A 24012-nucleotide genomic window follows, 5' to 3' on the forward strand; every position below is an offset into this window, starting at 1 on the left:
GAGGTGCCCGACCTTCCCCGCCCGGACGATCGTTTCTGCACGGGTCTGGCAGGGGTGTGACGGACACCGGTCCCGGCGTGATCGGTTGTGACTGTCTGTGAAATCGACCCACTCACCCAAGTGGGGCAGCGGAACAGGACGTATGACCACATATCCGCACAGGGTGGTGAGACGTCCCGCAACCGCACCCGGAGGTCGACGTGGAGAGTCAGCAGACACCCGAGGGAGTGGACCGCGCACGCCTGCGCTCCGCCGCCGCGGGCATCTTCTCTCTCCTGGCGCTCGCCGCGACCGGCCTCGTGGCTGGCCCCGCGTCCGCCGCGCCCGAGGCCGGGCCCTGCGCCCTGCCCCGCACCGCCGCGCACCACTCGCTGGGCCTCGACACGTGGAACTCCGCCTACCCGCGCCCCGTGCGCTCCCTCGACGCGGTCATGGTCTTCCTGTCGTTCCCGGACGCCCCGCCGCTGGCCCGGCCCGACGAGATCGCCGCCGACTACTTCCCGGCCACCAGCCGGTTCTTCGAGCAGGCGTCGTACGGCAGGTTCACCCTCCGCCCGCACCTGCGGCGCGAGTGGCTCCCGATGCCGCGGGACTCCACGGCGTACGCCATACGGCGCGACTGGGCGCCGGAGCAGCGCGCGGCCTATCTGCGCGACGCCGTCGCCGCGGCCGACCCGTTCATCGACTTCTCCCGGTACGACATCGTCTACCTGGTCGCCGACCCCGACGCCCCGGGCGTGGACTCCGACGCGACGAAGGTCGTCAACCTGGAACGCCCACTGCGCGTGGACGGCAAGGACCTCCGGCGTGTCGTCACGGTCTTCGAACGGCACCCGCCGGACCGCAACGTCCTGGCGCACGAGACCGGACACGTCTTCGACCTGCCGGACCTCTACCGCCGCCCGACGGACGGAAAGGGCGACTGGGACACCCATGTGGGTGACTGGGACGTCATGGGCAGCCAGTTCGCGATGGCGCCGGAGCTCTTCGGCTGGCACAAGTGGAAGCTGGGCTGGCTGGACGGGCACCAGGTGCGCTGCGTCGGAGCGGGCGGCACGACCCTGCTCACCCTGGAGCCGCTCGGCGAGGCGCCGCAGCGGGGTGTGTCGGTCGGCACCCGGCTGGCGGTCGTCAGGACCGGCCGGCACACCGCGCTGGCGATCGAGGCGCGGGGCGCCACCGGGAACGACCGGGGCACCTGCACCGAGGGCGTGCTGATCTACCGCGTACGGGGCGAGGAGGCGTCCGGCGGGGGACCGGTCGAGGTGGTGGACACCCATCCACGGTCCGGCGCCTGCTGGGACCGCTCGGTGTACCCGCCGCTGGCCGACGCGCCGCTGGACGTGGGGGAGACCTTCACCGTGCCGGGCGAGGAGACGCGGGTGCACGTGGTGGAACGGACCTGGACGGGCGCGTGGACCGTGAAGATCACGACCAAGTGAAGAGCACGTGGGCCACGTGGGCCACGTGAGCCACGTGAGGCAGGCACGTGCGGCATGTGAGGCACGGGGGACATGAAGAGCGCGAAAAAGCCCCCCGCTTCCGCGAGGGGCTTTTCCCGTCTGTGCGCCGCCAGGGACTCGAACCCCGGACCCGCTGATTAAGAGTCAGCTGCTCTAACCAACTGAGCTAGCGGCGCCTGCTGACGTCGTAGACCTTAGCACCCTGTTCGGGGCGAGGAAAAATCGATAACGCCGCACCGCCCACAGCAGCACCTCCGGACCCGGCAGCCAGGGATGCCGGGAGTCCGGGGCGACGACCCAGCGCGGCCCGTCGGTACCGGTTTCCCGGGCCGGCGGGGGCACGGTCACCGCGTCCCCCGCGCCATGGCACAGCAGCGGCGGTACGCCCTCGCCCCACTGCTCCCAGCGCAGCAGGGCCGGTAACCGCTGGGCGGTGCCGGGCGCGGCGAACAGCAGCATGCGCCCCCGGTGGACGGCGACCGGGCCCGAGCCCGGGCCCTCCTCCCACAGCCGGTCGAGCATCCGGCGCCCGAAGACCGCCTGCACGCTCACGACGTCGAAGACCACTCCGCACGGCAGGGCGGCGGTGGCGGTCGGCCGCTCGACCCAGCGATCGAGCGTGGCGCGCGGATACGGGGCGGCAGACGCGAGCCAGTCGGCGCCGGCCGGGGTCACGTGGGATACGTTCATGGCGACCACATGTACAGGCCGTGACGGTGACGTCTCCGAGAGTTGTCGAAATCCCGGACAGCGGCCCCGCGGCCGGAGTATCGTTCGCCCACCCGGCATATGCCGACAGGCGATTGCCACCGTGTCGGCGGTGCCCCCGTGCCTGCCCGTGGTGATCCCGTGCCTGCCGGCGGTGGCCCCCGTGCGGACGGTGGCCCCCGTGCCCGCGGTGATTCCGTGCCCGCGGTGTTCCCGCGCCGCGCGGTCGCCCCGTGCTAGTGGTCGCCCCGCTCGCCGTCGCGCAGCAGGTCCCGCCCGAACTCGACCATCCGCTGCGCGTAGTCCTCGGTCCACTCCGCCCGCTGAGCGATGTCCGCGGTGGTGAGCCGGTCGAACCGCCCCGGATCGGCGAGCTGCGCGGCGGCGATGGCCTGGAACTCCACGGCCCGGTCGGTCGCCGCCCGGAACGCCAGCGCGAGCTCGGTGGACCGCGCCAGCAGCTCCCGGGGATCGTCCATCGACTCCAGGTCGAAGAAGTGCTCCGGATCGGCGGCGGCCTCCGCAGGCTCGAAGAGCAGAGGCGCCGGCCTCAGCCGCCGCTGCTCGCTCCGCTCGGTCTCCGCCATGTCCATCTCCTCCAACTGCTCCCCGGCCCCACCCCTCCGGTGGCCAGCTCCATTGTCCCGCCCTCCGCAACCCCGCGGGCACGGACGGCCCCGAACTCCCCCTGCGCGCCCCGTAAGCGCTCCCGCCCCGATGCCCGGCCCCCGCTTGAGCAGCCCCTCGGGGAATGCCCTTCCCCGGATTCCGCCCGGAACCCGGGCCTTGCGGCGCGAGCTGTCGCCGGGGCGTGGGGCGCCGGCCCCGCACCCCCTCCGCACGGAGACCCGGTTTCGGAGGGGGAGAGAGCCACCGCCTTACGGCGACCAGCTCACCCGGTGTTCCGACAGGTGCGACAGCACCGCGTGGTTCGCCTCCCAGCCGTCGGGGAACTTCACCGTGACGCCCAGTTGCACCGGCTCCGTCGAGGGGTGCTCGTCCAGCAGGTCCGTCACACCCGCCCGGCACACCACGACGCACGCGTGCCGGTGCCGTGAGGCCAGCACGCACAGCCGGCCCGTCTCCAGGTGGAACGCCGTCGCGTCCGGGCGGCCCGACAGCGGGTGGAGGACGACCGTCACGTCGTACTCCCGGCCCTGCAGCCGGTTCGCCGTGTCGACCGTCACCCCGGACACGCCCAGCTCCGTCAGCGCCGCCCGCACGGCCGCCGCCTGGTCGCGGTGGGCCGTCCCCACCGCGATCCGGTCGGGGCCGAGCGGCACGGGGACGTCCGACCGCTCCGAGACGGCCGCCCCGCCCCGGTCCAGCAGCCGGCGCACCACCAGCGCCACCGCCCGTACCGCCTCGGGGTCCGTGCGCGGCGTGTTCCGGGCGGGCAGCTCCAGCAGGCCCCACCCCGACTCGGCCGCCTCGTCCAGCACCCGGTCCGGCCCCGACCCGTCGGACGGCACCCCGAACGACAGCCGCCGCTCGCCCGGCCCGGTACCGCTGCGGAACGGCGTGTACGGGTAGAACGCGTCCGAGACGAGCGGCGCGGCGGAGGCCGGGAGCCGCCAGGAGACCGGCAGCCGGTGCTGCGGCAGGTCGGGGTTGTGCGCGAGCAGGGTGGAGACGGCGCTCGCCGACGGGTCGTACGACAGCCCCGCCCACTGCTCGGCGCCGACCACCGAGAACGGGTCCAGCTGCCCCGGGTCGCCCACGAACAGCGCCCGCTCGAAGAGCCCCGCGACCGTCAGCAGCGCGTCCGACCGCATCTGGTACGCCTCGTCGACGATCGCGTGCCCCCACGGCTCGACGCCCTTCACGTGCGCCCACTTCGCGGCCGTCGAGATCACCACGTCGAGCCCGGCGAGATCAGCCGCCTTCGCCGACTTCCGTACGTTCCCGAGGTCGTCGAGCGCCTTGTCGTACGGGTCGGAGTCGTTGCTGTGCAACCTCCCCACCGGCAGCTCGGGCTCCTTCTCGGCGAGCCGCAGCACCAGGTCGTCGACCTGCGCGTTGGTCTGGGCGACCACCATGAGCGGTCGCCCCGCGCGCGCGAGCTCCAGCGCGGCGCGCACGACGAGCGTCGACTTGCCCGCGCCCGGCGGCGAGTCGACGACGACACCCCGCGCGTCGCCGTGCAGCGTGTCGTCGAGGATCATCCGGGTGGCCCGGGCCGCCTCGGCGGAAGGATCGAACGTCACAGCAGGTCCTCCGGGGTCACGGCGTCGGGCATTTCCACCGCGTCCACCCGTGGCGGCCCGCCGTGCGTCCACGGCGTCTCCTCCGGGTCCGGCAGCTTCGGCCCCACCCGCTGGTCGTGCTCGAACAGCGTCCAGGCCGGCCGGTCGCCCTTCTCCGGCACCGACCCCTCGACCGGCTCCTTGCCGCGCCCCATCCGGTCCAGCACGCGCAGCACCACCGTCCCGTCCTCCTCGTACCGTACGAACTCCGCGCTCTGCGGCTTGCCGTTCAGCGAGCGGTACACCTTCGCCCGGTCGCCCAGGTGCGGCCGGTCGTCCGTCCGCACGGTCAGCAACGGCCGCGGCGCCGGCCGCTTCGACTCCGACCAGGCCATGGTGACGTCCACCACCTCGGCCACGAACGCCTCACCCGCCAGCCGCCGCCCCGCCAGCACCAGCGGGTCGTCCAGCGCCTCCTGCGCCTCCAGCTGCGCCTGGGCGGCCTCCCGCGCGGCCAGCTTCCGCGCCGCCGTCACGGCGTCGTCCCGCCGCGGCTGCGGCGGTTCACCGGCCCGCACCCGGTCCCGGTGCCCGGTGAACGACCAGCGGTCCCGGGTCCACCGGTCCGCCACCCGGGCGCCCGGCGGCAGCTCCCGCAGCAGCTCGATCGCCCGCCAGACGGCGTGCCACGTGGGCCGCAGCTGCGTGAGGATCAGCCGCCGGACCTCCCGCTCGGCCCGGTGCAGCTCGCCGAGCCGCTCGTCGGCCGCCTCGCCGTCCTCCGCCGCCGCCAGCGCCTGCCGGGCCCGGTCGTACCGCTCGATCGCGGGCGCCAGCAGCCGGTTGTCGAACGCCGGATCGGTCGCCGGACCGGCCGGCGGGCACAGCAGCTGCCCGTCCCGGTCCCGCGCGAGCTCCGCGCGCAGAGCCGCTTCCGCCCCCGGGACGCCCTCCCCGGTGTCGATCCAGGCGAGCAGCGCCCCCAGGTGCTGGTCCTCCAGCGACGACTGGCCGGTCGCCCAGTGCCGGTTCAGCAGGTCCGTCGCCGCCAGCAGCAGCGACGAGCCCGGCACCCGGGCCCGCTCGCCGTAGTGGGTCAGCCACCGCCCCAGCAGCGGCACGCGCGGCGGCGCCGGGAACGGCGTCTCCGGGTCCTGCTCGGCGGTGCGCCGGAACCGCATCGACCGCCCCAGCAGCCGTACGTACTCGATGCCCGCGCGGCTCGGCACGATCAGCTGCGGGGCGTCCGCGCACAGCTCGACCTCCACCGTGACCTTCTTGCCCGTCTCCGGATCGGCCTCGCTCCGCTCGGCCGGCTCGATGTCGTCGGCGTACCCGTCGAGGTACGGGATGACCACCTCCGCCAGCTCCGCCAGGAACGCGAACCGCAGGTCCCGGTCGCGCGGCTGCGGCACGACGAGCAGCCGGGGCTCCTCGGGGTCGGTCCCGACCAGCGCCCCGAGCGGCGCACCCGCCTCACCCGCGGTCGTCAGCGGTACGAGCACCAGGGGCCGCTCCGACAGATGCCGGTGCCGCACCGTGGCGAGCGGCTGGGCCCGCCCGGACTCGACGGCCTCCAGCCGGGCGAGCGTCGAGATCAACGACATGCCCCCACCGCCCCCAGGGACTCGGCCCGCAGCGCCGCCGCCCGCCGCAGCGCGGCCACCGCAGGGTCGTCCGGGTCGCCCGCCTCGCCGCGCGCCGCCGCCAGCACGTCGCCGACCGTCGTCAGCCCGCCCAGCTCACCGCGGACCGATCGCCCCAGCGCCTCCACCGCGCCCGCCTCCCGGGCCCGGTCGCGGCAGTGGAACGCCAGCTCGCACGCGGCCAGGCACTCCGGCGCGTACGCGTGCGGAACCGCGTCCACCGCCGCCGCCAGCTGCTCCGCCGAGCACGCCTCCACGTCGAAGGTGAGCGTCTCGGGCAGGGCCGCCGCGATGTCCTCGACCCGCGTCAGCCGGGCCAGCTGCCGCCGCGTCACCGACAGCTGCTTGCGTACGTCGACGACCGACCCGGTCGGCTGGTTGGAGAAGTCCTTGGGGCACACCAGCAGCACCGAGTGGGCGACCTCGGCGCCGTCCGTCAGGGCCGCCACCCGCTCCAGCGCCAGCACGTACACGGCGGCCTGGCGGGCCGCCGCGCCCACCTTCGCCGCGTCCGCCGATCCGTCGATCATCGGGAAGGACTTGATCTCGACGACCGTCCAGCGCCCGTCGGGCCGCACCACGACCGCGTCCGGCTCCAGATACGCCGGCGATCCGGCGACCTCCAGGGCGAGCATCGGGTGGTCCAGCAGCGACCACGCCCCGGCCCCCGTCGCCTCGCGCAGCGCCAGCGCCGTCCGCGCCGCGCGCCCCTCGGGGCCCGCCGCGGACAGGTCCGGCACCCGCACGTCCTCCGGCTCGGCCACGCCCAGCAGCCGCATCAGCTCCACCCCGCCGTCGGCCTTCACCTTGGCCTCGAAGGCGTTGCCCCTCATGAACGCGAACTGCGACTGCCCGAAACCCGAGGGCGACCCGAGCGCGGTCGCCAGCGCGGCCTTGTCGACCCCGGCGCCGTCCAGCAGCGCGCGGCGCCGGCAGCCGGGGTTGGCGGCCAGCGCGGCCAGCGCGCGGGCATCCAGCGGATGCGGCGCGGCGGTCGGACCGCGCAGCTCAGCGAGCCGGTGCCGGAGTGTCGTCTGCGGACGCCGAAGCGGTCCGCTGCCCAGGGATTCGCTCACCCGCGGAAGTCTCGCATCCGCCACTGACAATCGGGGACGGACCCATGACCTCACCCGTGCCCAAACGTTTCCGCAGCCGGTCCGCGCCCCGCGCCGCGGGCCCCGCCAGCACCAGCCCGGCGCCCATCACCGCGCACCCCGCGACCGCGTCCAGGAAGTAGTGGTTGGCCGTGCCCATGACGACGACCACCGTCACCAGCGGGTAGGCCACCCCGAGCGCCTTCAGCAGCGACGTGCGCCCGTACCGCCACAGCATCACCCCGCACCACAGCGCCCAGCCGACGTGCAGGCTCGGCATCGCCGCGTACTGGTTGGTCATGGCGCCGAGCCCGCGCGGGGCGCTCGCCGCGCCGCCCCACCAGCCGTACGCGCTGTACTGCGCCATCGTGTCGACGAAGCCCTGCCCGGCATCCAGCAGCCGGGGCGGGCAGGTGGGCAGCAGGGTGAAGCCGACGAGCCCGAGCAGCGTGGAGACCATGAGCCAGGTACGGGCGGCCCGGTACCGCGCCGGCCGGCGGCGGAAGAGCCAGACCAGGACCACCGGGGTCACCAGGTAGTGCAGCGTGGCGTACGCGAAGTCGGCGGGTATGCCGAGTGCCGGGGTGTCGGTGAACAGCCGGTTGAGGGGGTGCTCGGCGTTCAGGCGGAGGGCCTTCTCCCAGCGCAGGATGGTCAGCCCGTGCTCGACGGCCGTCGTCACGTCCCCGCGGGCCAGCAGCCGGCCGCCGGAGTAGGCGGCGTACACCACCGCGATCAGCAGAAGCTCGGCCCACCAGCGGGGCCGGTGGGTCGTGGCGGTGTACGGCATCCGGACGCTCCCCCTGTGTGCTCCTGTGGCCGAGGCCGACCCGCTGTCATGGACGCGAAGATCGTGGCCCGGGTTGCCTGCCCGTTGGGTCGAAGTTCACGTACGGGATGATGGACGGGCACCTTTTGTGAACCCACAGGGAGAGCCCATGGCACCGCGCATCCTGCTCGCCCGGCACGGCCAGACCGAGTGGTCGCTGCTGGGAAAGCACACCGGCAGGACGGACATACCGCTCCTCGACGAGGGCCGCCGGGGCGCGAAACTACTGGGCGAACGGCTGCACCGGGGTCCGTGGGACGGCCTGGAAGGCGTCGAGATCCGCACGAGCCCGCTGGCACGCGCGCGTGAGACCTGCGAACTGGCCGGCTTCGGCGACCGCGCCGAGCGGTGGGACACGCTCATGGAGTGGGACTACGGCGCGTACGAGGGCATGACCCCGGCCGAGATCAAGGCGACCCGCCCGGACTGGTTCATCTGGCGCGACGGCGTCCCCGAGGGGGAGACCCTGGCCCAGCTCTCGGCCCGCGCGGACGAGGTCGTGGAGTGGGCCCGCTCCGCCGACCGCGATGTGCTGGTCTTCGCCCACGGCCACATCCTCCGCTCGATCGGCGCCCGCTGGCTCGGCGAGGACGTCTCCTTCGCCGCCCGCATCCGCCTCGACCCGACGAGCCTCTCGGCCCTCGGCTGGGCCTACGGCGCCCCGGCGATCGAACGCTGGAACGACACGGGTCACCTGGAGAGCTGACGGGCCCGTTCCCCCCTGGCGCGAAAGGGCCCTCCCCGCCCGTCGCGGGCCGGGGAGGGCCCCTCACTTCTCGCGGGGCCCTGCCCGCCGGAGCGTCCTGGGGAGCAGCTCCCGCTCCTCCGCGCGATGAGGACGAGCACGTGGTGCTCCGCCGGTGGTCACGCCTCGCCCAGCGCCGCCCGCCGGTCCAGGAAGGCCGCGACCGTCGGGGTCGAGTGCCGGGGGGTCAGGAGGCGGGCCGTGTCCGTCAGCATCGCGCGGATGCGGGTGGAACGGACCTCACCCAGGAGGTCGAGGGCCCGGTGGCCCGCCGCGGCGGCCTCGTCGACGGCGTCCGCGTGCGCCAGGTCCGTCGCCAACTGGGCGTGATAAAGGGCGAGGTTGCGGGTGAAGTGGGGCTTCTGGAGAGCCGCGGCGCGGCGGGCGTGGCGGGCCGCCCGGGACCAGTCGCCGAGGGCCGACCAGCACTGGGCCTCCAGCGCCTCCAGCTCGGGCTCGCCGAAGAAGGACATCCACTCCGGGTCCGTGTCGCTCGCCCCCCGGCCGAAGAGGGTGTGGGCCCGGCCGAGCGCCTCCTCGCACGCCGCCCGGTCGCCGAGGCCGGCCCACGCGCCCGCCTCCCGCAGGGACAGCAGCGACAGCAGGCGCGGGGAGGAGAGCCGGCGGGCCGCCCGCTGGCCGGCCTGGGCGGCCCGTACCGCCTCCCGGTAGCGGCCCTCGTCCCTGGCGAGGAAGGACGTGTTGGAGAAGGCGTGCGCCTCCAGGGCCTGGTCGCCCGCCACGCGCGCGGTGGCCAGCGCCTCCGCGTAGTGCGAGCGGGCGTCCTCCGGGCGGCCGGAGTCATGGGCGAGCCACCCCACGGAGAGCGCCAGTTCCCCCGCGCCCGCCTGCATCCGGTCGGCCGTCGACTGGCGGGCCGGGGTCGCCGTGTCGAGGAGCGTGTACGCGGTGCGGAGCGGCTCGGCGGCTCTGCGGTACAGCCCGTCCGCGCCGTACCGGTCGTCGAGCAGGCGGATCTGCCGTACCGCGTCCTCGACGGCCTCCACCTCGGCCTCGCCGAAAGTGGAGCCCTTGCGCGGCGCGGGGACGGAGCCGACGGCGGGCACGCCGCCGAGGCCGAGCGAGGCGGCGGCCACCGTGGCGGTGCCGCTCGTCATGAATGCGCGACGCAGCACGTCGCTCTCCTCATCGTTCCGGATGGTGATCGGTGCGGCCGGCGCGGCAGCGGCGCGGGCCGCCCGCCCGCGTACGTGCTCCCGCGCGACGAACCCCAGGTCCGCCAGGGTGAGGCCGGGGAACATGTGCAGGAACACCCGCTCGTACGCGTAGTTGGGGCAGCGGATCTCGCCCGACTCCACGCGCCCGATGTAGCGGGCGTCGCATGCGACCTGCTCGCCGATCTCCCGGGCGGCCCTGCGGACCGCCGCCGCGAACTCCGCGGGGGAACGCCGGCCGCGCAGCCGGCGGAAGGCGAGATTGGGAACTGCCCGTGACGACGCCATGGCCGAGCCCTCTCCTGCGTGCTGCCGTTGGTCCGGCGGAGAAAGAACGTACCCGCTGTGACGGGTCGCGCACGCAGTGTTTGGCTGCAAACCGGATATCTCACCCACGATCCGCCATGAAGTGCCATCCTTTGCGGCGGTGTGCCGCCGTAGCCGTTGACGCGCGGAAGCGTTGAACCACGCGGAGAGACGGAACGTGTCTCCACACGGGGACTCGGGCGAGGAGGGGATCCCTTGTTGGAGGTCGGCATGGCGCAGCACACGGAACCGGGCACCACCGCACAGCATCGGCCGACGAGGGGCGCGAGCGCCCCGCCCCCGGACGCGCCCGCCACCGGCGACGGGGAGCCCTGCGATCTGGTGACCGTGCCCACCCGGCAGGGCCTGGAGGCCGTCGACATCCTGCGCCGCGGTGGCGCCCCCGCCGTCGGGCCGGTGCTCCACGACGACCACCGCGACACCCTGGGGTTCCTGGTGCCGCCCGGCACCGCCGCCGGATGGGACATGCCGGGCAGCGCCTGTACGCGGACGTCGGGGCGCGGCCTGCGGATTCCCGGCACCCAGCACGACGAGCCGCCGGTCTCCGGCAGTGGCTGGCTGCTGCCCCCCGCCGACGTCGGCCCGGTCACCGACCCGGTGGTGCTGCGCGAGGCGCTGGGCGAGGCGGCCCGCCTGATCGAAGCCGCCGACGGCTGCCAGTGACCGCCGGCACCTGCCGGTGAACGTCGACGTCGATACCTGCCGTGCACCCCGGTACCTGCCGGTGAACGTCGACGTCGATACCTGCCGTGCACCCCGGTACCTGCCGGTGAACCCCGACGGCCGCCGGGGAGCCGCGAGCGGGGCCGGGGCCGGGGCCGGGGCCGGCGAGCACCGGCGGACGCGCGTGCCCCGGCCGGCCCGATAATGGGCGGGTGGCAAGGAACGCAAGGCAGAAGCAGCGCGGGCGGGCGGCGGTCCCCGACACCGTCACCGAGGCCGTGGCCGGCGGCCTCGCCGAACTCGTCCCCGACCGCGAGCGTTCCCGCGCCTGGACGCTCCTCATCGACGGCGCCCCCCAGTCGCACGTCGACCTCGACGACCCGGCACGTCTGAGCTTCGCGTACCAGCGCCGCCTCGGGCACGTCGCCGACCTCGTCGCGCCGCCCGGCCGGCCCCTGAACGTCCTCCACCTCGGCGGCGGCGCCTTCACCCTCGCCCGCTACATCGCCGCGACCCGGCCCCGCTCCACCCAGCAGGTCGTCGAGCTCGACACCCCGCTCGTCGAGCTGGTGCGCCGCGAACTTCCCCTCGACCCCGGCGCCCGTATACGCGTCCGGGGCGGCGACGCCCGCGCGGGGCTCGGCAAGGTCCGGGACGGCTGGGCGGACCTGGTCATCGCGGACGTCTTCAGCGGGGCCCGCACGCCTGCGCACCTCACCAGCGCGGAGTTCCTCACCGAGGTGCGGCGCGTGCTGACGCCCGGCGGGCACTACGCCGCGAACCTCGCCGACGGGCCGCCGTTGGCCCATGTGCGGGGCCAGATCGCCACCGCCGCCACCCTCTTCGCGGAGCTCGCGCTCGCCGCGGACCCGGCCGTGCTGCGCGGGCGCCGCTTCGGCAACGCCGTACTCCTCGCGTCGGACACACCGCTGCCGGTCGCCGAGCTGACCCGGCGGGTGGCGACCGACCCGCATCCGGGGCGGGTCGAGCACGGGCGGACGCTGGCCGACTTCGCGGGCGGGGCGCCGGTCGTCACCGACGACAGCGCCAGGCCCTCACCCGTACCGCCCGCGTCCGTGTTCGAGTGACCGGAGCGGGCGGCGGGGTCTGTCCGCATGGTGGGCGCCGCGTTGCCGCCCGGTGGCCACGGGGGCAAAATCGCCTGATTGTCCCCAATGGCGGAATGAGGTCCCTCATGGGTGATCATGTCCACGTCCGCGTCCATCACGGCATGGATGTCACCGACGGCGGCGAGCTCGTCGAGCACTACCGCTGCGCCTGCGGTGCCACCTGGACGAAGTCGTACCGGGCCGACGGCGACCGGCCCGAGTGAGTCCGTCCTCCCGCGTGAGCCCGCCCTAACGCTCGTCGATCTCCACGCGGGGCGCGGAGTCGTGCCAGACGCAGAAGACCGAGATCTCCCGGCCGTCCTTCGTGAACGTCACCCGGATCCACGTCGGCTGCTTCCACACCTGCATCTGCCAGCCGGAGGACGGGGTCGCCGAGACCAGTTCGGCGGAGGAGGGGCCGATGTCGAAGGCCACCCGGCCGCCGTCGACCGCGTAGCTCTTCACGCTGCCGGTGGGCCGGGCGCTCGCCGACGGGCTGTTCTCCGGGGCGCGGGACGGTTCGCGCGAGGGCGAGGGCGAGGACGGGGAAGGGGACGACGCGGGTGGTGCGCTCCGGCTCTTCCCCGGACGGGCCGGCGGCGATGGCGACGGCGTCCGCGTGCTCGCGGGGCGCCGTGTCGAGGAGGCCTGGGGCTCCGCCCCGCCCTGTGCCGCCGGGCGGTCGGCGGTGATCGGCAGGGCGCGCGGCGGGTCGTACGCCGTGCCCGACATCACCGTGTGCACACCCCACCACGACAGGGTGACCGCCGCGCCGGTGGCGAGCGACCACGCCAGGGCGTGTACGAGTCCTCTACGCATCCGGGCCATAGTGCACCACGTCCTCACGGGGTCAATACCGGTCCCCCGCATTCCGCCGTATGGCGTACGGTGCGGGCCATGGCAAGTGTGCTCGTGGTCGAGGACGACCAGTTCGTGCGCTCCGCCCTCATCCGGCACCTGACCGAGGCCTCCCACACCGTACGGAGCGTCGGCACGGCTCTGGAGGCGCTGCGCGAAGTCGCCCATTTCCGCTTCGACCTGGTCATCCTGGACCTGGGGCTACCCGACCTGGACGGGTCGGAGGCGCTCAAGATGCTGCGCGGCATCACCGACGTACCGGTGATCATCGCGACCGCGCGGGACGACGAGACGGAGATCGTGCGCCTCCTCAACGACGGCGCGGACGACTACCTCACCAAGCCCTTCTCGGTGGAGCACCTCTCCGCGCGGATGGCCGCGGTGCTGCGCCGCTCCCGCGCCGCGGCCGGCGATGTGCCGCCGTCCCGCGTCATCCAGGTCGGCGGCCTGTCCATCGACCCGTTGCGGCGGCAGGCCGAGCTCGACGGCGTACCGCTGGACCTCACGCGCCGCGAGTTCGACCTGCTGGCGTTCCTGGCCGGCCGTCCGGGCGTGGTCGTCCCGCGCAAAGAGCTGCTCGCCGAGGTGTGGCAGCAGTCGTACGGGGACGATCAGACCATCGACGTCCATCTGTCGTGGCTGCGGCGGAAGTTGGGCGAGACGGCCGCCAAGCCCCGCTATCTGCACACCCTCAGGGGCGTGGGCGTGAAGCTGGAGCCGCCGCTGTGAGCGGGCGACACGCATGAGATGGGCGCTCGTCAAGGTGGCGCTGGCCGTCACGGTGATGGTCGTGGTGGCCTTCGCGGTGCCGCTGGGGCTCGTCATCAAGGAGATGGCCCGGGACAGGGCCATCTCCAACGCCGAACGGCAGGCCGCCGCCATCGGCCCCACGCTGTCCATCACCACCGACCGGGGCCAGCTCGACCGCGCCGTCGCCTCCACCCAGGCGGGCGCCGCCGGGCGGATGGCCGTGCACATCCCCGCCCCGGACACGACGGGCGCGGCGGGTGCGGCGGTACGGATCGGTAAGGGATGGGCCCCGGCCAAGGACCTCGCCACCGTCGAGCGGACACCGCGTGCCTCCACCACCGAGGTGCCGGGCGGGTTCGTGCTCCTCCAGCCGACCGCCATCAGCACCGGCCGGATCGCGATCATCGAGGTGTACGTGCCGGAGGGCGAGGTCACCAACGGCCTGGCCACCGCCTGGCTCATCCTCGCCGCGGTGGGCGTCGCGCTGATCGTCGGGTCCGTCGCGGTCGCCGACCGGCTCGGCGTCCGCATGGTGCGGCCCGCGCAGCGCCTCGCGCGCGCCGCGCACGAACTGGGCGAGGGCCGGCTCGGCGCCCGGGTCCCCGAAGAGGGGCCCACGGAGCTGAAGTCCGCCGCGGTGGCCTTCAACTCCATGGCCGACCAGGTCGTCCAGCTCCTCGCCAACGAGCGGGAGCTGGCCGCCGACCTCTCCCACCGGTTGCGCACCCCGCTGACCGTGCTGCGGCTCAACGCCGCCTCGCTGGGCGACGGGCCGGCCGCCGACCAGACGCGCGCGGCGGTCGAGCAGCTGGAGCGGGAGGTCGACACCATCATCCGTACGGCCAGGGAGGCCAAGCCGCAGACGCAGCCCACCGGCCCGGGGGCCGGGTGCGACGCCTCGGAGGTGGTGCGCGAGCGGATGGACTTCTGGTCCGCGCTCGCCGAGGACGAGGGCCGCAAGGTGCGGGTGGCGGGCATCGACCACCCCGTACGCATCCCCGTCGCCCGCCCCGAGCTCGTCGCCGCGCTCGACGCGCTGCTCGGCAACGTCTTCCGCCACACCCCGGAGGGCACCGCCTTCTCGGTCGACGTCCACAACGGCGAGGACGCCGTCATCATCCTCGTCTCGGACGCCGGGCCGGGCATCGCCGACCCGCGGGCGGCGCTGGCACGCGGCAACAGCGGGGGCCGGGACGGGTCGACGGGGCTGGGGCTCGACATCGTGCGGCGGGTCGCCGAGTCGACCGGCGGGGACGTGCGGATCGGGCACTCCGTCCTGGGCGGCACGGAGGTCCGTATCTGGATCGGGCTGAACAGGGCGGGAGAGCCGGCGGAGCGGCGCGGGCACCGTGTCGTGCGCCGCCGCCGCGCCCAGCATTAGGCCGGGCCGGCATTAATCGGTCCCGATGGGTTCCTTAAGCGGACCCTAAGATCGCGAACGGCCGTCCACAAGCGGCCGTTTGTCCGTTTCGGGCTCGCTAGCGTGCTGCCCCGCACCACCCACCCCCCACGGAACCGCAGAGGCAGGCACGCGATGGGCAGCAGAGCCACGCACCGGCGCAGGACGAGCGGCAGGAGCAAGGCGGTCGGCGCGGTCCTCGCCGCCGCGGTCGCCGGCGGCGCGGCGTTCGCGTTCACCGGGACCGCGCAGGCCGCCGCCGTCGGCGCCGCGTACACCAGGACCAGCTCCTGGAGCGGCGGCTACACCGGCCAGTACGTCGTCACCAACGAGACGGACAAGGCCCGGACGGGCTGGACGCTCGAATTCGACCTGCCCGCGGGCACGACGATCGGGTCCCTGTGGAACGGTGAGCACACCGTGGACGGGCGGCACGTCACGGTGAGGCCCACGAGCTGGAACAAGCGGCTGGAGCCCGGCGCTTCGGTCACCGTCGGGTTCGTGACCAGCGCCGGCGGGACGGTGGGCGACCCGTCCGGCTGTCTGATCGACGAGGTCGCGTGCTCCGCCGGCAGCGGTGCCACCCCCCGGCCCGGCGGACGCCCGACCGAGCAGCCCGAGCCGACCCCCACCCCGACGACGACCACCAAGCCCACGCCCGCCCCGACGCCGACGAAGACGGCCACCCCCACCCCCACGTCCACCACGCCCCCCGGCGAGGGCGGTACGGCGACGGGCGCGCGCTTCGCGCCGTACGTCGACACCTCCCTGTACCCCGCGTACGACCTGCTCGACACCGCCGCCAGGACCGGCGTGAAGGAGTTCAACCTCGCCTTCGTGACCTCCGGCGGCTCCTGCGCCCCGCTGTGGGGCGGCGTCACCGACCTGGCGAGCGACAAGGTGGCCGCCCAGGTCGGCGCGCTGCGCGCCAAGGGCGGCGACGTGCGCGTGTCGTTCGGCGGCGCCGCCGGACACGAGCTGGCGCTGAACTGCGCCACCGCCGGTGACCTGGCCGCGGCGTACGGCAAGGTCGTCGACCGGTACGAGCTCAAGAAGGTGGACTTCGACATCGAGGGCGCCGCCCTGCCCGACACCGCCGCCAATTCCCGCCGGGCGCGGGCCATCGCACAGCTCCAGAAGTCCCACCCCGGGCTGAACGTCTCCTTCACGCTGCCCGTCATGCCCGAGGGGCTGACCCAGGCGGGTGTGGACCTGCTCGTCGACGCCAGCAAGAACGGCGTGCGCGTCGACGCGGTCAACATCATGGCGATGGACTACGGGCCCGCGTACAGCGGCGACATGGGGACGTACGCCGTCCAGGCCGCGACCGCGACGCAGGCGCAGATCAAGGGCGTGCTCGGGCTCTCCGACGCGGCGGCGTGGAAGGCGGTCGCCGTCACCCCGATGATCGGCGTCAACGACGTCACCACCGAGATCTTCACGGTCGACGACGCGGCGCAGCTCGTGGACTTCGCGAAGTCCAAGGGGCTCGGGTGGCTGTCGATGTGGTCCTCCACCCGCGACACGCAGTGCGCGGGCGGAGCCGTGAACCACGCGGACGCCACGTGCAGTTCGATCCTCCAGCAGCCGCTGGCCTTCACGAAGGCGTTCGCCGCCTACCGGTAGGCCGCCTATCGGTGGGCCGCAGACCGGGAGGCCGCGCGACCGTAACCGCAGGCCTCCCTTCCAGCGCCCCGGCCGGGCCACCCCCCACCCGGCCGGGGCGCGCCTCCGTCATCGTTCCGGCGCGCCTTCCTGCGCGCCGAGGAACCCGGTGATGAGGTCGCCCCACTCCTCCGGGGCCTCGGCGAACGGCAGGTGACCGGTGGGGAGTTCGGCCAGGCGCGCGCCCGGGACGCCGGCCGCGACGGCGCGGTGGAGCGCGGGTGGTACGAGGCGGTCCCGGGTCGTGGAAATCACCAGGGTCGGTACGGCGACTGCCGCCAGGTCCGCCCGTACGTCGGCGCGGAGCACCAGGTCGACGTGGTCGGCCGTCCCGGGCGGCGCGGTCTCGCCGGTGGAGCGGACCGCCGCCCGAAGCTCCTCGGGCGACAGTGCGTCGAGCGCGGTCGGACCGAGGGCGAGCGGTAGGAGGAAGCGGCCCATCAGCTCGCGCTGCCCGCTCGCGAACAGCTCCCGCCACACCTCGGCGGCCAGCCGGGTCCGGTGGTCGACGCGGGCGAAGGGCGCGGTGAGGACCAGGGCGGTGACGCGGCCGGGGTGGCGGGTGGCGGTGCGGAGGGCGACCGGGCCGCCGAGCGAGTACCCGGCGACGGCGAACCGGTCCAGGCCCTCGGCGTCGGCGGCGGCGACCAGCGCGTCGGCCAGCTCGTCCAGTTCGAGCGGATGTGTGGCGCGGGGCGTGCCGCCCGTACCCGGGTAATCGGCGCCCACGACGCGGCGGCCGTCGGCGAGGCGGTCGAGGATCGGCCCGTAGTTGGGCGCGACGCCGCCGCCCGCGCCATGGGCGAGGAGCAGGCCGGGTCCGCTGGTGCCACGCGTGGTGCGCGAGAGAGCCGACATGGATCCCCCCGATCTGTAGTGGTCGCTAGGTAATCGGCATCACCGTAACAGACTTATCTAGCGGTCATTACAGAAAGGCTGCTCCACATGACATGGCCCCCTTTCCGCGCGTCGGTCGCTGACGGAAAGGGGGCCATGGGCCTCGGGGTCCTACACCGCGTCAGGCGCGGGCAGTTCGCCCGAGCGGGCCACCCGGGCGTACCAGTGGGCGCTCGACTTCGGCGTACGCACCTGCGTGTCGTAGTCCACGTGCACCGCGCCGAACCGCTTGGTGTAGCCGTACGCCCACTCGAAGTTGTCCATCAGTGACCACAGGAAGTACCCGCGTACGTCCGCGCCGTCCGTGATCGCGCGGTGCACCGCCTCCAGGTGGCCGTGCACATAGGCGATGCGCTCCGGGTCGTCCACCGAGCCGTCGACGCCCAACTCGTCCTCGTACGCGGCGCCGTTCTCCGTGATCATCAGCGGCAGGCCCGGGTGCTCGCCGGCCAGGCGCATCAACAGGTCGTACATGCCCGTCGGGTCGACGGCCCAGCCCATCGCCGTCCGCTCGCCGGGCGGCTGGTGGAAGGCGACGTCGTCCGCGCCCGGCCAGGGCGAGAACGCGCTGGCGCCGTGGCCGTCGGCGCGCGGCACGGTGTCGCCGTCGCGGACCTTCGACACCACGGTCGGGGTGTAGTAGTTGATGCCCAGGAGGTCGAGGGGCTGGTGGATGTCGGCGAGGTCGCCGTCCCGGACGAACGACCAGTCGGTGAGCCCGGCGGTGTCGTCCAGCAGGTCCCGCGGGTAGGCACCGGTGAGCATGGGGCCCAGCCAGATCCGGTTGCCGACCGCGTCGATCCTGCGGACCGCGTCGATGTCCTCGGCCGCGGAGGTCAGCGGGCGCACCTCGTGGAGGTTGAGCGAGACGGACACCTCGGCCTGCGACGGCAGGGCGGCGCGCAGCGCCTGTACGGCCAGGCCGTGTCCCAGGTTGAGGTGGTGGGCCGCGCGCAGGGCGGCGACGGGGTCGGTGCGGCCCGGGGCGTGGACGCCGGAGCCGTAGCCGAGGAAGGCACTGCACCACGGCTCGTTGAGGGTGATCCAGCGGCCGACGCGGTCGCCGAGCGCGTCGGCGAGGAGCGCGGCGTACTCGCCGAAGCGCTCGGCGGTGGCGCGGAGCGGCCAGCCCCCCGCGTCCTCCAGGTCCTGGGGGAGGTCCCAGTGGTAGAGCGTCAGGGTGGGCGCGATGCCGTGGTCGAGCAGCTCGTCGGCGAGCTGGCGGTAGAAGTCCAGGCCCTTCTGGACGGCGGGGCCGCGGCCGGTCGGCTGGACGCGCGACCAGGAGACCGAGAAACGGTACGCGTTGAGCCCGAGGTCGCTCATGAGGCGTACGTCGTCGCGGAACCGGTGGTAGTGGTCGGTCGCCACGTCGCCGGTGTGGCCCTCGAACACCTTGCCCGGGGTGCGGGAGAAGGTGTCCCAGATCGAGGGGGTACGGCCGTCCTCTGTCGCCGCCCCTTCGATTTGGTACGCGGCGGTGGCGGCGCCCCAGAGGAAGCCGGGCGGGAACTGGCGGGTGGCGGTGAGCGGCAGGGAATCGGACGCGGTCATATGGGAGCGCTCCCAAGGGGTGGAGGGGTGTGCGGACAGGAAGGGGGGAGAACGGTGCGGGGTGGGACAAGGGCGGGGAGGGCGCGGACGGCGTACGCCGGCGGTGACGCCGGGCGTCGGTTCTCACGGCGCCCGGCCCGGCGCCGGGCGTCAGCTCTTGACGGCACCCGACGTGATGCCGCCCACGATGTGCTTGCCGAGCAGCGCGAACACCAGCAGCAGCGGCACGGTGGAGATCAGCGCGCCGGTCAGCACGATCGCGTGGTCGATGGTGTGGTTGCCCGAACCCAGGCCGGCGAGCGCCACCTGGAGGGTCGGGTTGCCGTCCGGGGTGAGGGCGATGAACGGCCAGAAGAAGTCGTTCCACGCCTGGACGAAGACGAGCATGCCCAGCACCGCCATGGCGGGCCGGGCCACCGGGAACACCACGTGCCAGATGACCCGCAGACTGTGGGCGCCGTCCACCCGGGCCGCCTCGACCAGCTCCAGCGGCAGCGCCTCCAGCAGGTACTGGCGCATGAAGAACACCCCGAAGGCGGCTACCAGCGACGGCAGCACGACCGACTGGAGCTGGTCCACCCAGCCCAGGTCGGTGATGATCTGGTACAGCGGGATGACGCTGAGCTGCGGCGGGATCGTCATCGTCGCCACCACCACCGCCAGCAGCGCGTTGCGGCCCCGGAAGGGCAGTTTGGCGAAGGCGAAACCGGCGAGCGTCGAGAACAGCACGGTGGAGACGGCCACCAGCCCGGCCACGATCGTGGTGTTGATCAGCGCCTCACCCATGTCCACCTGGTTCCAGGCGAAGGAGAGGTTGTCGAAGAGGCGCGGGCCGGGCAGCAGCGGCGCCGGGGCCTCGACGACGCGCGAGCCGGTGTGCGAGGCGGCCACGAAGTTCCAGTACAGCGGGAAGAGCGAGACGAGGGCCGCGAGGCCCAGCAGGAGGTACGTCAGCGGGCCGGCGTGCTGCTGCCGCCCCGCCGTCTGCCGCATCTTCATCAGCTTCATGCCGTCTCCCTCTTGAGGCGGGCGACGAGCAGCCGGGCCGCGCCGATCAGCAGCAGAAGCAGCAGCATCACCCAGGCGATGGCGGACGCCTGTCCCAGCGCCCCGGTGATCCAGCCCTTCTCGTACATCAGCAGGCTCAGCGTCTGGAACTGGTTGCCGCTGCCGCCGCTCACCCCGAGACTGCCGCCGAACAGCATCGGCTCACCGAACAGCTGCGTGGCGCCGATCGTCGAGACCACGATGGTGAACAGGATCGTCGGACGGATCGACGGAATGGTCACGCTGATGAACTGGCGCCACCGCGACGCGCCGTCCAGCGCGGCGGCCTCGTACAGCTCCTGGGGGACGGCCTGCATCGCGGCGAGGTAGATCAGCGCGTTGTAGCCGGTCCACCGCCAGATGACGATCACGGAGATCGCGATCTGCGCGGGCCACTTGGACGACTCCCAGTCGACCGGGTCGAAACCGACCCAGCCGAGCAGGGTGTTGATGAGCCCGTAGTCGCTGTTGAAGAGCTGCGCGAACACCAGGGTCGCCGCGGCGATCGAGGTGGCGTAGGGCGCGAGGACCGCGACCCGGAAGAAACCCCGGCCGCGCAGTTTGTAGTTGAGCAGGTGCGCCAGGCCCAGGGCCATCAGCAGCTGCGGGACGGTCGAGATGACCCCGATGGTGAAGGTGTTGGCCAGCGCGTTCCAGAAGAAGTCGCTGTCCCACAGCCCCGTGTAATTGCCGAAGCCGCGCCACTCGGCCTCACTGCCGAGCTCCACCCGGTGCAGCGAGAGCCAGCCCGTGTAGATCAGCGGGAAGAGCCCGAAGGCCGCGAAGCAGAGGAAGAACGGGGAGACGAAGAGGTACGGGGTCGCCTTGAGGTCCCAGCGGTAGAGCCTGCTGCGCCGGCTGCCGCGGTCCGGCGGTGTCGAGGAGGGCGGCGGTGCGGGCGGCGAGATGCCGTCGGCCGCCGGGCGGACGGAGGTGGCCACGAGGGGCGTCCTTCCAACTCGGTACGGGAGGGGAGGCCGCCCGGCGGGGGAGCGCCGGGCGGCCCCGGGGGGCCGGCGGGTCACGCGTGGGCTCGCGCGGCCCGCCGGTCGCACCCCCGGCGCCCCGCTACTGGTCGATCTTGTCGTCGATCAGCTTCTTGACGTTCTCCCAGGCGGCGTCGGGGGAGGTGCCGCGCTGCTCGATGTCGAGGATGCCGTTGTCGGTGATGAAGGTCTTCACCTGGCCGTCGTAGCGGCTGACCGGGGCGGGCGTGATGCCGGCCGCGGCGTCGGAGTAGATCTTGCCGACGGGGGTGTCACCGAAGTACGGGATCCTGGCGTCCTGGACCGCCGCGGAGGCGAGGGTCTCCTTGGTGGAGGGAATGTTGCCGTTGACCGCGAACACCTTGGCGTGCTGCTCGGGGGCGGTCAGCCAGGCGGCCAGCTTGGCGGCCTCCTCCGCGTGCTTGCCGGACTTCGGCACGGCGAGGAAGGAGCCGCCCCAGTTGCCCGCGACCGGCGGCGCGGCGATGTCCCACTTGCCCTGGTTCTGGGGGCCGGCCTGGTCCTTGATGATGCCGGTCATCCAGCTCGGGCAGGCGACGGTGGCGAACTTGGAGTTCTTGAAGCCGGCGTTCCAGGTGCCCTTCTCGTCGAACTGCCGCAGCTTGGCGGTGATCCCGCTCTCCGCGGCGTCCACGGCGAGGCCCCACGCCGTGCGCACGCCGGGGCTGTTCTCGTAGTCCAGCTCGCCCTTGGTGTTGGCGTACTGCTGAGGCTGACTGGACAGCACGGCGTTGAACAGGCCGCTGGCGGAGTCGTGGAAGGCGGTGCCGGCCGGGGCGTTCTTCTTGTACGTCTCGCCGGTGGAGACGAACTTCGCCCAGTCGCCCGCCCACAGCTTGGCGACCGCGGCGCGGTCGGTGGGCAGCTTGGCCTTGGCGAAGAGGTCCTTGTTGTAGCAGATCGCCATCGGGCCGATGTCGGTGCCGAGCCCGATGACCTTGCCGTCGGGCGTCGTCGCCTGCTTGACCTTCCAGTCGAGGAAGGCGGCGGTGTCCGCGCCACCGGTCTTGGAGAGGTCCACCCACTTGTTCGCCATGGTGGGGCCGATCGCCTCGGCGATGTAGCCGACCTCGATGGCCTGGATGTCGGCGAGGCCGCTGTTGCGGGAGAGGCGCAGCTTCAGCGTGTCCCAGTACTTCTGGCCGTCCGCGACGTTCGACTCTTCGATCTTGATGTTCGGGTTGAGCTTCTCGTACTCGGCGTAGAGCTTCGCCCCGTTCTTGTTGTCGTAACCGAAGGAACCGAAGGTTCCTATGCGCAGGGTGATCTTCTCGTCGCCGGTGGCGGTGCCGGAGCCGCCGTCGTCGCTGCTGCAGCCGGTGATCAGGACCGCGCAGGCCGCGAGCGCGGCGGCCGTCGCGAGCGCGGGGCGGCGGCCGGGCGTTCTGCCGGACGAGCTGTCGCGCGAAGTACTGGAGGGGCGCATTCCACTCTCCTCGTCGTCTGTGGGAGCGCTCCCACGATTGTGCTTGCGGAGGTGGGTGTCAAGAGATGAACGCAAATCGAAACCGGTCTGCCGCCATGGGGGTGCCGAGTGGCGTCGCGCTGGTCACTTCCCTTACGGTGGGAGCGCTCCCAAGATCGTAAGGGTGAAACGGCACTCCCCCTGAGGGCCGCACACGGGGCACCCTCTAGGTTGACTGGGTCACTACACACGCGCGACGCGATGCGCGATGCTCCGAGCGCGACGTTCGACGGGGTCGAGCGGCACGCGCGATGTTCGATGTTCGATGGGAGGCCGATGGCGGTGAGCGGACGGCAGACCGGCAGACCCACGCTGGAAGAGGTCGCGGCCCGAGCGGGAGTCGGACGCGGCACCGTGTCCCGGGTGATCAACGGGTCCCCGCGCGTCAGCGACCGCGCCAAGGAAGCGGTGGGCCAGGCCATCGCCGAGCTCGGGTACGTACCCAACCGCGCCGCCCGCGCCCTGGCCGGCGCCCGCACCGACGCCGTCGCCCTCGTCATACCGGAGACCGAGGCGCGGCTCTTCGCCGAGCCGTACTTCCTCGACATCATCCGCGGCGTCAGCGCCGAACTGGCGGACGCCGACATGCAGCTGCTCCTCACGCTGATCCGCTCCAGCAAGGAACGCCAGCGCTTCGAGCAGTACCTCGCCGCACAGCGCGTCGACGGTGTCCTGCTGGTCTCCGTCCACGGCGACGACCCGCTGCCCGACCTCGTCCAGGCGCTGGGGCTGCCCGCCGTGCTCAACGGCCGCCGGTCCGAGGCCGAGCCGGGGGCCTACGTCGACTCCGACAACGTCGGCGCGGGCCGCTCGGCCGTCGGCCACCTCGCCGAGCGCGGACGCCGCCGGATCGCCACCATCACCGGGCCCCTCGACATGTACGTGGCGCAGTGCCGCCTCGACGGCTACCGGCAGGGCGTCGAGGCGGCGGGCCTCGACCCGGACGAACGGCTCGTCGCCACCGCGGACTTCACCGAGGAGGGCGGACGCCGGGCCATGCGGGCGCTCCTGGACCGGTGCCCGGACCTGGACGGTGTCTTCGCCGCCTCCGACGTCATGGCGGCGGGCGCCCGCGGCGTCCTGCGCGACGCGGGCCGCCGCGTCCCGGACGACGTGGCACTCGTCGGGGTGGACGACTCGGCGGTGGCCCGCCTGATGGAACCCGCGCTCACGAGCGTGCGCCAGCCGATCGAGGACATGGGCCGCCGGATGGCCCGCGTCCTGCTCCAGGAGATCACGGGGACGGGCACGGACCCCCGCCAGGTGGTCCTGCCGACGGAACTGGTGGTGCGCGACTCGACGTGACGCCGAGGCGGCGGCCGGTCGACGGCGCCCGCCCGGCCGGAGCCTGGTGGCGCCCTCGTTCCGTCGGCGCCCGTCGGCGCTGCCCGCCCGGATGGGGCCCGGCTCGCTGCCGACCGCCCG

Annotated in this window: 21 protein-coding genes, 1 tRNA gene and 1 pseudogene; 9 read left to right on the top strand and 14 right to left on the bottom strand. The window is 73.5% G+C overall.

What is annotated here, in order from left to right; translation table 11 throughout:
• Positions 1-200 precede the first annotated feature (200 nt).
• Complete coding sequence (locus ABZZ38_RS12055; RefSeq protein WP_356738422.1) at positions 201-1442, top strand: M6 family metalloprotease domain-containing protein; 1242 nt, start codon at positions 201-203, stop codon at positions 1440-1442.
• A 123-nt stretch (positions 1443-1565) separates the two neighbouring features.
• Here the strand turns inward: ABZZ38_RS12055 and ABZZ38_RS12060 are convergent.
• The 7 genes and pseudogenes from ABZZ38_RS12060 to ABZZ38_RS12090 all read right to left on the bottom strand — a co-directional run bounded on the left by ABZZ38_RS12060 (position 1566) and on the right by ABZZ38_RS12090 (position 7887).
• Positions 1566-1639: transfer RNA gene (locus ABZZ38_RS12060), tRNA-Lys, on the bottom strand.
• Positions 1630-2153, bottom strand: a pseudogene (locus ABZZ38_RS12065) (bifunctional DNA primase/polymerase). Before ABZZ38_RS12065 ends, ABZZ38_RS12060 begins: the two are co-directional and overlap by 10 nt.
• A 254-nt stretch (positions 2154-2407) precedes the next feature.
• Entirely contained in the window at positions 2408-2758 is a 351-nt protein-coding gene (locus tag ABZZ38_RS12070) for a hypothetical protein (RefSeq protein WP_356738424.1), read from the bottom strand.
• A gap of 291 nt (positions 2759-3049) precedes the next feature.
• Positions 3050-4336, bottom strand: coding sequence for an AAA domain-containing protein (locus ABZZ38_RS12075; protein ID WP_356738470.1), 1287 nt, complete (start codon positions 4334-4336; stop codon positions 3050-3052).
• A 38-nt stretch (positions 4337-4374) separates the two neighbouring features.
• Complete coding sequence (locus ABZZ38_RS12080; protein ID WP_356738426.1) at positions 4375-5964, bottom strand: hypothetical protein; 1590 nt, start codon at positions 5962-5964, stop codon at positions 4375-4377.
• Positions 5955-7079: a hypothetical protein gene (locus ABZZ38_RS12085; RefSeq protein WP_356738428.1), complete on the bottom strand. Its 1125-nt coding sequence runs from the start codon at positions 7077-7079 to the stop codon at positions 5955-5957. The genes ABZZ38_RS12080 and ABZZ38_RS12085 overlap by 10 nt, the downstream gene beginning before the upstream one ends.
• Positions 7012-7887 carry a phosphatase PAP2 family protein gene (locus ABZZ38_RS12090; RefSeq protein ID WP_356738430.1) on the bottom strand — a complete coding sequence of 292 codons (876 nt, stop codon included), beginning with the start codon at positions 7885-7887 and terminating at the stop codon, positions 7012-7014. The genes ABZZ38_RS12085 and ABZZ38_RS12090 overlap by 68 nt, the downstream gene beginning before the upstream one ends.
• A gap of 148 nt (positions 7888-8035) precedes the next feature.
• Here ABZZ38_RS12090 and ABZZ38_RS12095 point away from each other — a divergent pair, with 148 nt between their 5' ends.
• Positions 8036-8632 (top strand): histidine phosphatase family protein, encoded by a 597-nt coding sequence (locus ABZZ38_RS12095; protein ID WP_356738432.1) that lies wholly within the window; start codon positions 8036-8038, stop codon positions 8630-8632.
• A gap of 158 nt (positions 8633-8790) precedes the next feature.
• Here the strand turns inward: ABZZ38_RS12095 and ABZZ38_RS12100 are convergent, their stop codons facing one another.
• Positions 8791-10134: a tetratricopeptide repeat protein gene (locus ABZZ38_RS12100; RefSeq protein ID WP_356738434.1), complete on the bottom strand. Its 1344-nt coding sequence runs from the start codon at positions 10132-10134 to the stop codon at positions 8791-8793.
• 249 nt (positions 10135-10383) lie between these two features.
• Here ABZZ38_RS12100 and ABZZ38_RS12105 point away from each other — a divergent pair, with 249 nt between their 5' ends.
• The 3 genes from ABZZ38_RS12105 (at position 10384) to ABZZ38_RS12115 (ending at position 12169) form a co-directional block, all read left to right on the top strand.
• The gene (locus ABZZ38_RS12105) at positions 10384-10836 is read left to right on the top strand and encodes a hypothetical protein (protein WP_356738436.1); all 453 of its coding nucleotides are present in this window, start codon (positions 10384-10386) and stop codon (positions 10834-10836) included.
• Positions 10837-11114: 278 nt separating this feature from the next.
• Complete coding sequence (locus ABZZ38_RS12110; protein ID WP_356738472.1) at positions 11115-11924, top strand: fused MFS/spermidine synthase; 810 nt, start codon at positions 11115-11117, stop codon at positions 11922-11924.
• 107 nt (positions 11925-12031) lie between these two features.
• On the top strand, positions 12032-12169 hold the full coding sequence (locus ABZZ38_RS12115) for a hypothetical protein (protein ID WP_356738438.1): 138 nt from the start codon (positions 12032-12034) through the stop codon (positions 12167-12169).
• Between the two features lie 25 nt (positions 12170-12194).
• Here the strand turns inward: ABZZ38_RS12115 and ABZZ38_RS12120 are convergent, their stop codons facing one another.
• Positions 12195-12773 carry a hypothetical protein gene (locus ABZZ38_RS12120; protein WP_356738440.1) on the bottom strand — a complete coding sequence of 193 codons (579 nt, stop codon included), beginning with the start codon at positions 12771-12773 and terminating at the stop codon, positions 12195-12197.
• 69 nt (positions 12774-12842) lie between these two features.
• Here ABZZ38_RS12120 and ABZZ38_RS12125 point away from each other — a divergent pair, with 69 nt between their 5' ends.
• The 3 genes from ABZZ38_RS12125 to ABZZ38_RS12135 all read left to right on the top strand — a co-directional run bounded on the left by ABZZ38_RS12125 (position 12843) and on the right by ABZZ38_RS12135 (position 16578).
• On the top strand, positions 12843-13532 hold the full coding sequence (locus tag ABZZ38_RS12125; RefSeq protein WP_356738442.1) for a response regulator transcription factor: 690 nt from the start codon (positions 12843-12845) through the stop codon (positions 13530-13532).
• Positions 13533-13545: 13 nt separating this feature from the next.
• Positions 13546-14934: a HAMP domain-containing sensor histidine kinase gene (locus tag ABZZ38_RS12130; protein WP_356738444.1), complete on the top strand. Its 1389-nt coding sequence runs from the start codon at positions 13546-13548 to the stop codon at positions 14932-14934.
• 153 nt (positions 14935-15087) lie between these two features.
• Positions 15088-16578 (top strand): cellulose binding domain-containing protein, encoded by a 1491-nt coding sequence (locus ABZZ38_RS12135; RefSeq protein ID WP_356738446.1) that lies wholly within the window; start codon positions 15088-15090, stop codon positions 16576-16578.
• Positions 16579-16686: 108 nt separating this feature from the next.
• Here the strand turns inward: ABZZ38_RS12135 and ABZZ38_RS12140 are convergent, their stop codons facing one another.
• From ABZZ38_RS12140 to ABZZ38_RS12160, 5 genes are all read right to left on the bottom strand, one after another.
• A complete protein-coding gene (locus ABZZ38_RS12140; RefSeq protein WP_356738448.1) occupies positions 16687-17475 on the bottom strand; it encodes an alpha/beta fold hydrolase in 789 nt (262 codons plus the stop codon).
• Positions 17476-17625: 150 nt separating this feature from the next.
• The gene (locus tag ABZZ38_RS12145) at positions 17626-19068 is read right to left on the bottom strand and encodes a GH1 family beta-glucosidase (RefSeq protein WP_356738450.1); all 1443 of its coding nucleotides are present in this window, start codon (positions 19066-19068) and stop codon (positions 17626-17628) included.
• 150 nt (positions 19069-19218) lie between these two features.
• A complete protein-coding gene (locus ABZZ38_RS12150) occupies positions 19219-20076 on the bottom strand; it encodes a carbohydrate ABC transporter permease (protein ID WP_356738452.1) in 858 nt (285 codons plus the stop codon).
• Positions 20073-21056 carry a sugar ABC transporter permease gene (locus ABZZ38_RS12155; protein WP_356738454.1) on the bottom strand — a complete coding sequence of 328 codons (984 nt, stop codon included), beginning with the start codon at positions 21054-21056 and terminating at the stop codon, positions 20073-20075. The genes ABZZ38_RS12150 and ABZZ38_RS12155 overlap by 4 nt, the downstream gene beginning before the upstream one ends.
• Before the next feature lie 127 nt (positions 21057-21183).
• Complete coding sequence (locus tag ABZZ38_RS12160) at positions 21184-22548, bottom strand: extracellular solute-binding protein (protein WP_356738456.1); 1365 nt, start codon at positions 22546-22548, stop codon at positions 21184-21186.
• Between the two features lie 315 nt (positions 22549-22863).
• Here ABZZ38_RS12160 and ABZZ38_RS12165 point away from each other — a divergent pair, with 315 nt between their 5' ends.
• Positions 22864-23892, top strand: a complete 1029-nt coding sequence (locus tag ABZZ38_RS12165) for a LacI family DNA-binding transcriptional regulator (RefSeq protein WP_356738458.1) — start codon at positions 22864-22866, stop codon at positions 23890-23892.
• Positions 23893-24012 lie beyond the last annotated feature (120 nt).

The sequence above is a fragment of the Streptomyces sp. NPDC006368 genome, from assembly GCF_040612535.1.
GTDB lineage: Bacteria > Actinomycetota > Actinomycetes > Streptomycetales > Streptomycetaceae > Streptomyces.